Here is a 13515-nt window from a genome sequence, read left to right on the forward strand (position 1 = left end):
TGACGCTGTTGCCGCACACGTCCACCGGGACATGCACCGGAGCCTGCACGTTGTTGCCGGACAGCACGCCAGGCGAGCCACCGGCCTGACCCTGCGCCTCGGAACCCCCCGCCTGGGCCGCGCCACCACCGCCACCGGCGTTGGAACAGTCGTTGTCCGTGCCCCCGTTGCCGACACCGACCACGCTGACGCTGTTGCCGCACACGTCCACCGGGACATGCACCGGAGCCTGCACGTTGTTGCCGGACAGCACGCCAGGCGAGCCACCGGCCTGACCCTGCGCCTCGGAACCCCCCGCCTGGGCCGCGCCACCACCGCCGCCGGCGTTGGAACAGTCGTTGTCCGTGCCCCCGTTGCCGACACCGACCACGCTGACGCTGTTGCCGCACACGTCCACCGGGACATGCACCGGAGCCTGCACGTTGTTGCCGGACAGCACGCCAGGCGAGCCACCGGCCTGACCCTGCGCCTCGGAACCCCCGGCCTGGGCCGCGCCAGCACCGCCGCCGGCGTTGGAGCAATCGTTGCCGGACGCGGAGTTGAGCAGTCCGACGACGCTGACGGTGTTGCCGCAGGCGTCGACCTCTGCCTCGACGGGCGCCTGGACGTTGTTGCCGGAGAGGACGCCGGGCGAGTTGGTCGCGGAGCCCTGGGCGCCGGAGTCGGCGTGCGCGTAACCACTGGCCGCGGCGAGGACGCCGGACGCGGCCGCAATCGTCATCAGGCGCTTGCGGGTGACCTGTCGCATTGCTGATTTACCTGCCTTAGCCTTAAGTTCTGATTTTCTCAGCATGTCCAGAGACTTATCGACCCCGGAGTGCATGGTGCGCACTCCGGGGCCGACGTTTATCGGACCCTCACCGGGTGAGGCACAACGTCACTGGTTGATGCAGGAGTTGCCGAAGGCAGGGTTCAGCAGCCCGATCACGCTGATCGTGTTGCCGCACACATTCACCGGAACGTGGACGGGCGCCTGGACGACGTTGCCGGACGCGACACCCGGGGAGTTCAAGGCCTGACCCTGGGCACCGGCGTCGGCGACAGCCATACCCGCACCCGCGAGCACCAGACCACCGGTGGCAGCCGCAGCAGCGACGACCTTCTTGATCATTGTTCCTCCTTGTTGGCAAAGCGACCCCGACTAGCGAGTCGCACCACCTGTAACGAGGAGGGATGTTCGGGGCTACGAGCGTATGGTCCGATTCACCCGTCCCGGTCGTTCTTCGTACGCGCTGACGAATAAAAGCAAGCGTCGTATTCAGCGCGTAATTCGTGCGAAAAAAGGCCCGTTCAGGTCCTGTCAGCGGCCGGCACGGGGTTCAGGACGCGTCGATGAAACGGTCGAGCACGCGCACACCGAACTTCAGACCCTCCACCGGCACCCGTTCGTCGACGCCGTGGAACATTCCCGCGAAGTCCAGCTCCGGCGGCAGCTTCAGCGGCGCGAAGCCGAAGCCGCGGATGCCGAGGTCGTCGAAGGACTTGGCGTCGGTACCGCCGGAGAGCATGTAGGGGACCGCCTTCGCGGCCGGGTCCTCGGCGAGCAGCGCGGACTGCATGGCGTCCACGAGCGCCCCGTCGAAGGTGGTCTCCAGGGCCTTGTCGGAGTGGACGTCCTCACGCCGGACCCTGGGTCCGAGGATCTTGTCGAGGTCGGCGAGGAACTCCTCCTCGAAGCCGGGCAGGAACCGTCCGTCGACATGCGCGGTGGCCTCGCCGGGAATGACGTTGACCTTGTAGCCGGCGCCGAGCTGGGTGGGGTTGGCGGTGTTGCTGAGGGTGGCGCCGATGAGCTTGGCGATGCCGCCGAGCCTGGCGAGGGTGCCCTCCATGTTCTCCGGGTCGAGTTCGGTGCCCAGCGCGTCGCCGAGTTCGTCGAGGAAGGCGCGGGTGGTCTTGGTGACCCGTACCGGGAACGTGTGGCGGCCGAGGCGGGCCACGGCCTCGGACAGCTCGGTGATGGCGTTGTCGCGGTGGATCATCGAGCCGTGCCCGGCCGTGCCGGCCACGGTCAGCTTCATCCAGTGCATGCCCTTCTCGGCCGTCTGGATCAGATAGAGCCGCCGCTGCTCGTTGACGGTGAAGGAGAAACCGCCGACCTCGCTGATCGCCTCGGTGACGCCTTCGAAGAGGTCGGGGTGGTTCTTGACCAAATGCTTGGCGCCGTAGGTGCCGCCGGCCTCCTCGTCGGCGAGGAAGGCGAGGACGATGTCGCGCGGGGGTTTGCGGCCGCTGCGCAGCCGGTCCCGTACGACCGCGAGGGTCATCGCGTCCATGTCCTTCATGTCGACCGCGCCCCGGCCCCACACGCACCCGTCCGCGACCTCGCCCGAGAAGGGGTGGTGGGTCCAGTCGGCCGCGTTGGCCGGCACGACGTCGGTGTGGCCGTGGATGAGCAGGGCGGGCCGGGACGGGTCCTCGCCCTCGATGCGGGCCACCGTCGAGGCACGACCCGGGTGCGACTCGAAGATCTGCGGTTCGAGACCCACCTCGGCGAGCTTCTCCGCGACGTACTCGGCGGCCTTGCGCTCACCCGGGCCCGAGTGGTCGCCGAAGTTGCTGGTGTCGATCTGGATCAGCTCGCGGCAGAGGTCCACGACCTCGTCCTCGCCGGTCACGCGCCTGGCCGTGTCCGTCTCGCTCACGCTGCTTCCTCCCGCTGTCGCTGCTGGTGGTTCCTCCTCATCCTCCTCCTGCGGGGCTCCCGCCCCAAGACCGGGACCGGCCCGTCACAGGGCCGTTCACGCCCGGCCGCCCGGGGAACGGGGTGTGATCGAGGGCCTCCGAAAGCCTGGTAATGTTTCCTCTGTCGCCGCGGGGGACACCCCGCACGACAGACACCTTGTCCGGGTGGCGGAATGGCAGACGCGCTAGCTTGAGGTGCTAGTGCCCTTTATCGGGCGTGGGGGTTCAAGTCCCCCCTCGGACACACAGTGGCGAAGGCCGCGACCATCAGGTCGCGGCCTTTGTGCGTGCTGTGCGGCGAAATGTGGGAGAGGTCTCGTCCCGCCCGGAAAACCCCAGCTCAGGGCGGAGGGCCCGGTGCTTCCGGGTTGCTCTGCGGATGCGCCCTCTTGGTCGATACGACAGGCCGTAGTCACTTGAGCACTACAGTATGGGGCTTGTTCGGCGCCGGGACGGAAACATCCCCAGGCAGACCTGCGGGCCCGCCGGTGCCCCCGGATCGTCCGGGTGCGAGAGGCGAGGATCCGATGGCCGCCGTGTACGAGAGTCCCGGGCTGACCCTGCTGGAGGGGAAACCGGCTGAGGGACTCGACGGGCCGGCCGTCTTCTCCGCGGGGCCCGCCGCCTCTCCCCGCACACTCGTCGACATCTTCGAGGCGTCCGTGCGGTCGTGTCCGGAGGAGCCCGCGCTGGACGACGGCAGGCGCCGGCTCACCTACCGCGAGCTGGCGATCGAGGTGGAGCGGCTGAGGCGGAGGCTGGGCGCGGCGGGGGTCGGGCTCGGGGATCGGGTCGGGGTGCGGGTGCCGTCGGGCACCAACGACCTGTACGTGGCGATTCTCGCGGTGCTGGCGGCTGGGGCCGCCTACGTCCCGGTGGACGCCGAGGATCCCGAGGAACGGGCCGAGCTGGTGTTCGGGGAGGCCGGGGTGCGGGCCGTCATCGGGGCCGGGCACGAGCTGACCGTCCACGGGGTGTCCGACTCCCCCGCCGCGCGGCCCGGGGCCGGGCATGACGCGTGGATCATCTTCACCTCGGGGTCGACCGGGAAGCCCAAGGGCGTGGCGGTGAGCCATCGCAGCGCCGCCGCCTTCGTGGACGCCGAGGCGGAGTTGTTCCTCGCCGAGGAGCCCATCGGGCCCGGGGACCGGGTGATGGCCGGGCTCTCCGTGGCCTTCGACGCGTCGTGCGAGGAGATGTGGCTGGCCTGGCGGTACGGGGCCTGTCTGGTGCCGGTGCCGCGTGCGCAGGTCAGGAGTGGTGCCGATCTGGGGCCGTGGCTGGTCGAGCAGGAGATCACCGTGGTGTCGACGGTGCCGACGCTCGCGGCGCTGTGGGAGCCGGAGACGCTCAACGACGTACGGCTGCTGATCTTCGGCGGTGAGGCCTGTCCGCCGGAGCTGGCGCAGCGGCTGGTGACGGAGGGGCGCGAGGTCTGGAACACCTACGGGCCGACCGAGGCGACCGTCGTGGCGTGTGCCTCGCTGATGAGTGGTGCGGAGCCGGTCCGGATCGGGCTGCCGCTGGACGGCTGGGAGCTGGCCGTGGTCGACGAGGCCGGGGAGCCGGTGCCGATGGGCGGCAGCGGCCAGCTGGTGATCGGCGGGGTGGGGCTCGCGCGGTATCTGGACGCCGGGAAGGACGCGGAGAAGTACGCGCCGCTGGAGTCGCTCGGCTGGGAGCGGGCCTACCGCAGCGGTGACCTGGTGCGGGCCGAGCCGGAGGGGCTGGTCTTCCTCGGGCGGGCGGACGAGCAGATCAAGCTCGGCGGGCGGCGGATCGAGCTGGGTGAGGTGGATGCCGCGTTGCAGGGGCTGCCCGGTGTAGCGGGCGCCGCGGCCGCCGTACGGACCGCGCGGAGCGGGAACCAGCTGCTGGTCGGGTATGTGGTCACCCAGGACGGGTGGGACCGGGCGGCGGCCGTGGAGCGGCTGCGGGCGGAGCTGCCCGCCGCGCTGGTGCCGCTGCTGGCGCCGGTCGACGAGCTGCCCACGCGGACGTCGGGGAAGGTCGACCGGGACGCGCTGCCGTGGCCGCTGCCGGGGGTGGAGACCGGCGGGCCGGCCGAGCGGCTGTACGGAACCGAGGCGTGGCTCGCCGAGCAGTGGGCCGCGGTGCTGGGTGTGCCGGTGGGCGGCGCCGACGACGACTTCTTCGCGATCGGCGGCGGCAGCCTGGCCGCCGCGCAGCTGACGACGCGGCTGCGGAGCAGGTATCCGAGCGTGGCCGTGCTGGATGTCTATCAGCGGCCGACGCTGCGGAAACTGGCCCGGTGTCTGGAGGAGTCGGCGCAGGAGGACGGTGCGGGGCGGGCCGTGGTGGCGGTGCCGGTGCGGGCGCGGGCCGTGCAGCTGCTGCTGCTCGTGCCGCTGTTCACGCTGCTCGGACTGCGGTGGGTCGTTCCGCTGGCCGCGCTGGGGAATCTGCTCGGGGCGTACGCCTGGCTGCCGACGGCGCCCTGGTGGGCCGTGGTGGTGGGGGTGCTGGTGTTCTTCACTCCGCCGGGGCGGCTCGCGGTGGCGGCGGGCGGGGCTCGCCTGCTGCTGCGCGGGGTCCGGCCGGGGCGGTACGCGCGCGGCGGGAGCGTGCATCTGCGGCTCTGGGCCGCCGAGCGGCTGGCCGAGTTCAGCGGGGCGACGTCGCTGACCGGGGTGTGGCTGGAACGGTACGCGCGGGCGCTGGGCGCCAGGGTCGGGGCCGATGTCGATCTGCACACGCTGCCGCCGGTGACCGGACTGCTGAAGCTCGGGCGGGGTGCGGCCGTGGAGTCGGAGGTGGACCTCTCCGGGTACTGGCTGGACGGGGACCGGCTGGAGATCGGGGCCGTGAAGGTGGGCGCCGGCGCGGTGGTCGGGACGCGGAGCATGCTGCTGCCGGGAGCACGGGTCGGCAAGCGGGCCGAGGTGGCTCCGGGGTCGGCGGTGGTCGGGCAGATCCCCACCGGGCAGCGCTGGGCCGGGGCTCCGGCGGTCAAGCTGGGCAAGGCGAAGCGGAACTGGCCCAAGGAGCGGCCGCAGCGGGGCCTGTTCTGGCGGGCCGCGTACGGGGCGACCGGTGTCGGGCTGACCGCGTTGCCGCTGCTCGCCGGTGTCGCCGCGCTGGCCGTGCTGGCGCTGTTCGTGGCGCCGGGTGCCGGGCTGGGTTCCGCGGTGCGGGGCGCCGCGGTGGGCCTGGTGCCCGCGACGCTGGCGTTCGGGGCGGCGTACGCGCTGCTGCTGCTCGTGGCCGTGCGGCTGCTGAGCCTGCGGCTGCGGGAGGGCACGCATCCGACGCACAGCCGGGTCGGCTGGCAGGCGTGGACGGTGACGCAGCTGATGGACCGGTCGCGGGAGACGCTGTTCCCGCTGTACGCGGGGCTGGTGACCCCGGTGTGGCTGCGGCTGCTCGGGATGCGGATCGGCAAGGGCGCCGAGGTGTCCACGGTCCTCGCGCTGCCGAGTCTGACGACGGTCGGGGACGGGGCGTTCCTCGCGGACGACACGCTGACCGCGCCGTACGAGCTGGGCGGCGGCTGGATGCGGATCGGGCGGGCGGAGATCGGGCGGCGGGCGTTCCTCGGGAACTCCGGGATGACCGCGCCGGGGCGTTCCGTGCCGGACGGCGGGCTGGTCGGGGTGCTGTCGGCGACGCCGAAGAAGGCCAAGAAGGGCGGCTCGTACCTGGGGCTGCCGCCGATGAGGCTGCCGAGGGCGGCGGCCGGCGGTGACCGGAGCCGGACGTACGAGCCGCCGGCGCGGCTGCTGTGGGCGCGGGCCCTGGTGGAGCTGTGCCGGATCGTGCCGGTGTTCTGCTCGGCGGGGCTGGCGTTGCTGACCGTGGCCGTGCTGAGCGCGCTGGGCGGCTGGGCGTGGCTGCTCGGCGGGCCGGTGCTGCTGGCTGCGGGCGCGGTGGGGTGTGTGCTGTCGGTCGTGGCGAAGTGGCTGCTCGTGGGGCGGCACCGCGGCGGTGAGCATCCGCTGTGGAGCGGGTTCGTGTGGCGCAACGAGCTGGCGGACACCTTCGTGGAGGTGGTGGCCGTGCCCTGGCTGGCGGGGTCGGTGCCCGGTACGCCGCTGATGAACGTGTGGCTGCGGGGGCTCGGGGCGCGGATCGGCCGGGGGGTGTGGGTGGAGAGCTACTGGCTGCCCGAGGCCGATCTGGTGACGCTCGGCGACGGTGCCACGGTGAACCGGGGATGCGTGCTGCAGACCCACCTCTTCCACGACCGGATCTTGCGGACGGATACTGTGGAACTCCGTGAGGGCGCCACCCTGGGCCCGGGCGGGATCGTCCTGCCCGGCAGTGTGGTCGGGGCCCGCACCACGCTGGGTCCGGCGTCGCTGGTCATGGCCGCGGAGTCCGTCCCGGACGACACCCGGTGGCTGGGCAACCCGATCGAGGTGTGGCGGCCCTGAGTGCCGCGTCCGCGACGCCGGGGGACGATGGACGTCGTACGACAGCGGAGCGGGGAGCAGAAGCGGCAGTGGCGGTTCAGCAGGCGATGGGTCCGGACCCGTACTTCCCGGCGAACGGTGACGCCCGCTACCGGGTGCACCGGTACGAGCTGGGTGTGGACTACCGTCCCGGGCCGAACCGGCTGTCCGGGACCGCCCGTCTGAACGCCATAGCGGGCCGTGCGGCGCTCACCGAGTTCCAGCTGAACCTGGCCGACTTCAAGATCGGCCGGGTCCGGGTCGACGGGAAGGCTCCGCACTACACGCACCGGGGCGGCAGGCTGCGTATCCGGCCCGCCAAGCCGATCCGGGCGGGGGCCGCGTTCACGGTCGAGGTGCAGTGGTCGGGGAATCCGAAGCCGGTGAACAGCCCGTGGGGCGGGCTCGGTTGGGAGGAGCTGGCGGACGGGGCGCTGGTGGCGAGCCAGCCGGTGGGGGCGCCGTCGTGGTACCCGTGCAACGACCGGCCGGCGGACAAGGCGTCGTACCAGATCTCGATCACCACGCCCTCGGCGTACCAGGTGGTCGCGGGTGGGCGGCTGCTGACGCGGACGACGAAGGCGTCCACGACGACGTGGGTGTACGAGCAGTCGGCGCCGACGTCGAGCTATCTCGTCGGTCTGTCGATCGGGAAGTACCAGACGGTGCTGCTGGGTGATCCGGGGCCGGGCGGGGTGCCGCAGCACGGGCACATCCCGGCGCACATGCTCACCGGATTCTCGCGGGACTTCGCGCGGCAGCCCGCCATGATGGAGCTGTTCGAGGAGCTCTTCGGGCCGTATCCGTTCGGTGAGTACGCGGTGGTGGTGACCGAGGAGGAGCTCGATGTCCCGGTGGAGGCGCAGGGGTTGTCGCTGTTCGGCGCCAACCATGTGGACGGGGCGCGGGGTTCGGAGCGGCTGGTGGCGCACGAGCTGGCCCACCAGTGGTTCGGCAACAGCGTGTCCATCGCGGACTGGCGGCACATCTGGCTGAACGAGGGGTTCGCCAAGTACGCGGAGTGGCTGTGGTCGGAGCGCTCCGGCGGGCGTACGGCGGGGCAGCTGGCGGCCGTCGCGCACCGGAAGCTGGCGGCGCTCCCCCAGGATCTGCGGCTGGCGGACCCGGGCCGCAAGCTGATGTTCGACGACCGGCTCTACGAACGCGGCGGTCTGACCGTGCACGCGGTGCGCTGCGCCCTCGGTGACGCGGCGTTCTTCCGGATGCTGCGGGGCTGGGCGGCCGTGCACCGGGGCGGTGCGGTGACGACGGCGTCGTTCACCGCGCACGCCGGCCGGTACGCGGAGGGGCCGCTGGACGATCTGTTCTCGGCGTGGCTGTACGAGCCGGCGCTGCCGCCGCTGCCGCAGGCGGCGCCGGCGGGTGGCGCGGTGCCGGCGCGGCCGCCGTACCCGCCGACGAACGCGGGCTCCGCGTAGGCCCGGCACAATGGCGGTCATGTCGTCGCGTCGCAGCTCCAAGGCCCGTTCGAAGACCTCGTCCCGGTCGGCCGGCAGTCCCCGGCCGGCAGGCGGGGTGTCGTCGAACGCCGCTCGCCCCTGCCCGTGCGGGCTTCCGGGGACGTACGAGGGCTGCTGCGGCCGTTTCCACGCCGGGCCCGCCGGGGCGCCGACCGCCGAGGCCCTGATGCGGTCCCGGTACAGCGCGTTCGTCGTCCGGGACGAGGCGTACCTCCTGCGGACCTGGCACCCGCGCACGCGTCCGGCACACGTCGGCTTCGACCCGGGCATGCGCTGGACGGGCCTGGAGATCCTCGGCACGAGTGACGGTTCGGCCTTCCACACCACCGGCACGGTCACCTTCCGCGCCTCGTACCGGGGCGGCTCCCTCCATGAACGCAGCCGCTTCGAGCGGGTGGAGGGGGCGTGGGTGTACGTGGACGGGGAGTTCCTGGATTAGAACCGACCCTGGGTCAACCGGAGTCCGCGGGGCGGCCGTTGGGGGCCAGGATGTCGAGTTCCTTCAGGGCGCCCTCGGTGATCTCCCGCGTGAGTCGTTCGGCGCGGGTGGCGTCGCCCTCCCGGATGGCCTCGGCGACGTGGACGTGGAGGGTGACGGCGGCCGGGTCCGGGTCGTGGAACATGACCTCGTGATGGGTGCGGCCCGCGAGGACCTCCTCGACGACATCGCCGAGGCGGGCGAACATCTCGTTGCCGGAGGCGTTGAGGATCAGCCGGTGGAAGGCGACGTCGTGGTAGAGGTAGCCCTCCAGTCTGTGGCCGCGTGAGTTGGCGACCATGCCGATCGCGCACTCGGTGAGCGCGGCGCACTGCTCGGCGGTGGCGTGGGTGGCGGCCAGCCCCGCCGCGACCGGTTCGACCGCCGAGCGCAGGACGGTCAGCGAGCGCAGCTGGCGGGGGCGGTCTGCGCCCGCGAGGCGCCAGCGGATGACCTGCGGGTCGTAGACGTTCCACGCGGCGGACGGGCGGACGATGACGCCCACGCGGCGGCGGGACTCGACCAGGTGCATCGACTCCAGCACGCGCACCGCCTCGCGCATCACGGACCGCGACACCTCGAACCGCTGGGCGAGTTCGTCCGTGCGCAGGACGCTGCCGGGCGGGTACTCGCCCGCCGTGATCGCCGGGCCGAGCGTGTCCAGTACTCGGCCGTGCAGTCCCCGGCCCGGTGTGGTCATGGGGATCAGGGTACGAGGAGTGCGGGACCGAGAAAAGTCAGGTTTATTTTGACGAGGTCTTGAATTAGTCATACCTAATGGGCTTCAGTGTCGTCGACGTCGAATGGCGTCCCAGAAGTCGACGAGGACAGCGAGGTTGCGATGCGTACCGCTCCCGTCGTCGTGGTGATGGGCGTGGCGGGGACCGGCAAGACGACTATCGGTCCCCTGCTCGCGAACCGGCTCGGCGTTCCGTACGCCGAGGGCGACGACTTCCACCCCGAGGCCAACATCGCGAAAATGTCGGCCGGGACACCGCTGGAGGACGCGGACCGGTGGCCGTGGCTGGACGCCATCGGCCGCTGGGCGCGCGGCCGGGCCGGGCTCGGCGGTGTGGTCAGCTGCTCGGCGCTGAAGCGCGCCTACCGGGACCGGCTGCGGTCCGCCGCGCCCGGACTGGTCTTCGTGCACCTCGCGGGTGACCGGGCGCTGATCGAGGACCGTATGGCGCACCGGCGGGGGCACTTCATGCCGACCGCGCTGCTCGATTCGCAGTTCGCCACGCTGCAGCCGCTGGGGGCGGACGAGGCGGGGGTCGAGGTCGATGTCTCGGGCGGCCCCGAGGAGATCAGCGAGCGGGCGGTCGCCGCGCTGGAGGGGCTCGGCCGGGTGTCGTAGCCCTTCCCCGGCCTCCACCTCCCTCTGCCCCTCTGCCTTTCGTCTCCCCCTCCCCCTCCCCCTGCCCTCTTCGCTTCCCCTTTCCCCCTTCCCCTCCCCCTCCCCTCTTCGCTTTCCCTTTCCCCCTTCCCCTCCTCCTCCCCTGTCCGCTCCCCCTTCCCCTCCCTTCAAGGAATCACCGTGACCGGACTCAGCGTCGAGATGCTGGCAGCGGACCCCATCCAGCCGATCACCTCGGCGGGCCACGCTCAGCTCGGCATCGCCGTCCTGACAGGCATCGCCGTCATCGTCCTGCTCATCACCAGGTTCAAGGTGCACGCCTTCCTGGCCCTGACCATCGGTTCGCTCGCGCTCGGCGCGTTCGCCGGGGCACCGCTGGACAGGGCGATCGTCAGCTTCACCACCGGACTCGGGACGACCGTGGCCGGGGTGGGGGTGCTCATCGCGCTGGGCGCGATCCTCGGCAAGCTGCTCGCCGACTCCGGGGGCGCCGACCAGATCGTCGACACGATCCTCGCGAAGGCCGGCGGGCGGGCGATGCCGTGGGCGATGGTGCTGATCGCCTCCGTGATCGGGCTGCCGCTGTTCTTCGAGGTCGGGATCGTGCTGCTGATCCCGGTGGTGCTGATGGTCGCCAAGCGGGGCAACTACTCGCTGATGCGGATCGGCATCCCGGCCCTCGCCGGTCTGTCCGTCATGCACGGGCTGATCCCGCCGCACCCCGGGCCGCTGGTGGCGATCGACGCGGTGAAGGCCGACCTGGGGGTCACGCTGGCGCTGGGACTGCTCGTCGCCGTGCCGACCGTGATCGTCGCCGGGCCGCTGTTCTCGAGGTACGCGGCGCGTTGGGTGGACGTCCCGGTGCCCGAGCGCATGATCCCCGCGCGGGCGTCCGAGGAGCTGGAGAAGCGGCCCGGGTTCGGTGCGACCGTCGCGACGATGCTGCTGCCCGTGGTGCTCATGCTGGCCAAGGCGCTGGTGGACATCGTGGTCGACGACCCCGAGCGGATGGTGCAGCGGGTCTTCGACGTCGTCGGCTCGCCGCTGATCGCGCTGCTCGCGTCGGTGATCGTGGGCATGTTCACGCTGGGGCGGGCGGCCGGGTTCACCAAGGAGCGGCTGTCGTCGACCGTGGAGACGTCCCTCGCGCCGATCGCGGGCATCCTGCTGATCGTCGGGGCCGGCGGCGGCTTCAAGCAGACGCTGATCGACTCCGGAGTCGGGCAGATGGTCCTGGAGATCTCCGAGGACTGGTCCATCCCCGCGCTCGTCCTGGCCTGGCTCATCGCGGTGTGCATCCGGCTCGCGACGGGCTCGGCGACCGTCGCCACCATCTCCGCGGCAGGACTCGTGGCACCGCTGGCCGCCGACATGTCGACGACGCACACCGCGCTGCTCGTCCTCGCCATCGGTGCCGGCTCCCTGTTCTTCAGCCATGTCAACGACGCCGGCTTCTGGATGGTCAAGGAGTACTTCGGCATGACCGTCGGCCAGACCATCAAGAGCTGGTCGGTCATGGAGACGATCATCTCGGTGGTGGCGGGGGCGATCGTGCTGCTGCTGTCGCTGGTGATCTAGGCGGGCTGTCCGGGGGGCGTCCGGCTGTGGGCCGGCGCCCGTCCGGAGGCCGGCGCCCGGCCAGGGGGCGGCCCTACGGCCGCCACAGCGGGTGCTCCCGGTCCGCCCACTCCTTGGTGACCAGGCCCGTGCGGAGACCCCGGCGGGCCTCCGGGTCGCCCAGGGCCATGCCGATGTGGCCGGCGAGGACGATGCCGATGGTGAGGGCCAGCCAGTCGTGGACGAAGGTCGCGCCGGTGCGCCACGCCAGGGGGGTGAGATGGGTGAACCACATGATCAGACCGGTGGCGAGCATGACGAGCGTGGCGCCGGCGATCCAGGCGGCGTAGACCTTCTGCCCGGCGTTGAACTTGGCGGCGGGGCGGGGGCCGGGGACACGGCGGCGCACGGCGCGCAGCCAGACGCGGTCGTGCGGCCCCCAGCGGTTCAGCCGGCCCAGGTCGGCGCGGAACGCGCGGGAGGCCAGACCCGCGAGAACCGGGAGGGGCAGGAGCAGGCCCGCCCACTGGTGCACGGTCACCACCAGGGCCCGGCGGCCCACCAGTTCGGCGAGGGCGGGCAGGTAGAGGCAGGCCGCCGTCGCCACACAGAGCCCCATCAGCGCGGCCGTGGTGCGGTGGATCCAGCGCTCGGCGGGGGTGAAGCGCCGGACGCGCGCGGGCGCCTCGGCCTCGGCCTCGGCGGGCGGTGTCTCAAGTCGTCGGTTCATCGTCCCGCCCGTTCGACCGGCCCACCCACGCGTCGATGTCGTAGCCCCGCTTCTCCCAGTAGCCGGGCTCGACGTCCTCGGTGACCTCGATGCCGGAGAGCCACTTGGCGGACTTGTAGAAGTACATCGGGGCGACGTAGAGGCGCACGGGGCCGCCGTGGTTGTGGCTGATGTCCTCGTCCTGCATGCGCAGGGCCACGAGGACGTCCGCGCGGCGGGCCTGCTCCAGGGTGAGGCTCTCGCTGTACGCCCCGTCGAAGCAGGTGAAGCGGACCGCGCCGGCCGAGGAGCGCACCCCGGCCGCGTCCAGCAGCTCGGAGAGCCGTACGCCTTCGAAGGGGGTGTCCGGGACCCGCCAGCCGGTCACGCACTGGACGTCCTTCACCATCCGGGTCTGCGGGAGCGCCCGCAGATCGGCGAGGGTGTAGGTGGCGGGCCGGTCGACCAGGCCGTCGACGGTGAGGCGATAGTCCTTCGCGTTCTTGCGCGGGACGGACGCCGTCACCGAGTAGTAGCGGAAGCCTCCGCCGTTGGGGAGCAGACCGGTCAGGCCGGTGGGGTCCTTCCGGGCCGCCTCGCCGAGGAACGCCTCCAGGCCGCGCTGGAGGACGGGCGCGGAGACCACGCCCAGGGCGCCCAGGCCGAGGGTGCCGAGGACGATACGGCGGCCGATGGGCTTGCCCTGGTCCGGGTCCCGGCCGTCGTGGCCCTCGCGCTCTTCGGGGTGCTCCGTCGGCGCTTCCCGCGCCTCGGGATGTTCAGGGTTCACCCTTTGATTCGACCATCCGCCGGCCCGGTCGTGCCAGGGACGGCGG

General features: G+C 72.0%; 11 protein-coding genes and 1 tRNA gene. 6 read left to right on the forward strand and 6 right to left on the reverse strand.

The features are described 5' to 3' along the window. From AC067N_RS22955 to AC067N_RS22965, 3 genes are all read right to left on the reverse strand, one after another. Positions 1–748: chaplin (locus AC067N_RS22955; RefSeq protein ID WP_478680732.1), on the reverse strand; the 748-nt coding region annotated here is incomplete at its 3' end. 129 nt (positions 749–877) lie between these two features. Continuing rightward, positions 878–1111, reverse strand: coding sequence for a chaplin ChpH (gene chpH / locus AC067N_RS22960; RefSeq protein ID WP_478680733.1), 234 nt, complete (start codon positions 1109–1111; stop codon positions 878–880). A gap of 208 nt (positions 1112–1319) precedes the next feature. Then, positions 1320–2645, reverse strand: a complete 1326-nt coding sequence (locus AC067N_RS22965) for a M20/M25/M40 family metallo-hydrolase (RefSeq protein WP_478680734.1) — start codon at positions 2643–2645, stop codon at positions 1320–1322. Positions 2646–2844: 199 nt separating this feature from the next. On the opposite strand from AC067N_RS22965, the gene AC067N_RS22970 reads away from it, so the two are divergent. The 4 genes from AC067N_RS22970 to AC067N_RS22985 all read left to right on the forward strand — a co-directional run bounded on the left by AC067N_RS22970 (position 2845) and on the right by AC067N_RS22985 (position 9017). After that, positions 2845–2929, forward strand: a tRNA-Leu gene (locus tag AC067N_RS22970). Positions 2930–3212: 283 nt separating this feature from the next. Then, positions 3213–7079, forward strand: a complete 3867-nt coding sequence (locus AC067N_RS22975) for a Pls/PosA family non-ribosomal peptide synthetase (RefSeq protein ID WP_478680735.1) — start codon at positions 3213–3215, stop codon at positions 7077–7079. Between the two features lie 68 nt (positions 7080–7147). Continuing rightward, positions 7148–8536, forward strand: coding sequence for a M1 family metallopeptidase (locus AC067N_RS22980; protein WP_478680736.1), 1389 nt, complete (start codon positions 7148–7150; stop codon positions 8534–8536). 19 nt (positions 8537–8555) lie between these two features. Beyond that, positions 8556–9017, forward strand: coding sequence for a YchJ family protein (locus AC067N_RS22985; RefSeq protein WP_478680737.1), 462 nt, complete (start codon positions 8556–8558; stop codon positions 9015–9017). Positions 9018–9030: 13 nt separating this feature from the next. On the opposite strand, the gene AC067N_RS22990 is transcribed toward AC067N_RS22985, so the two are convergent. Continuing rightward, positions 9031–9756, reverse strand: coding sequence for a FadR/GntR family transcriptional regulator (locus AC067N_RS22990; RefSeq protein WP_478680738.1), 726 nt, complete (start codon positions 9754–9756; stop codon positions 9031–9033). A gap of 141 nt (positions 9757–9897) precedes the next feature. Between AC067N_RS22990 and AC067N_RS22995 the strand changes: the two genes are divergently transcribed. Both AC067N_RS22995 and AC067N_RS23000 read left to right on the forward strand, forming a co-directional pair. Beyond that, positions 9898–10413, forward strand: a complete 516-nt coding sequence (locus tag AC067N_RS22995) for a gluconokinase (RefSeq protein WP_478680739.1) — start codon at positions 9898–9900, stop codon at positions 10411–10413. 180 nt (positions 10414–10593) lie between these two features. Continuing rightward, positions 10594–11991 carry a GntP family permease gene (locus tag AC067N_RS23000; protein WP_478680740.1) on the forward strand — a complete coding sequence of 466 codons (1398 nt, stop codon included), beginning with the start codon at positions 10594–10596 and terminating at the stop codon, positions 11989–11991. 73 nt (positions 11992–12064) lie between these two features. Here the strand turns inward: AC067N_RS23000 and AC067N_RS23005 are convergent, their stop codons facing one another. Both AC067N_RS23005 and AC067N_RS23010 read right to left on the reverse strand, forming a co-directional pair. Next, on the reverse strand, positions 12065–12700 hold the full coding sequence (locus AC067N_RS23005; RefSeq protein ID WP_478680741.1) for a cytochrome b/b6 domain-containing protein: 636 nt from the start codon (positions 12698–12700) through the stop codon (positions 12065–12067). Then, positions 12684–13469, reverse strand: coding sequence for a molybdopterin-dependent oxidoreductase (locus AC067N_RS23010; RefSeq protein WP_478680742.1), 786 nt, complete (start codon positions 13467–13469; stop codon positions 12684–12686). Before AC067N_RS23010 ends, AC067N_RS23005 begins: the two co-directional genes overlap by 17 nt. Positions 13470–13515 lie beyond the last annotated feature (46 nt).

The sequence above is a fragment of the Streptomyces sp. NPDC042364 genome (assembly GCF_056437585.1).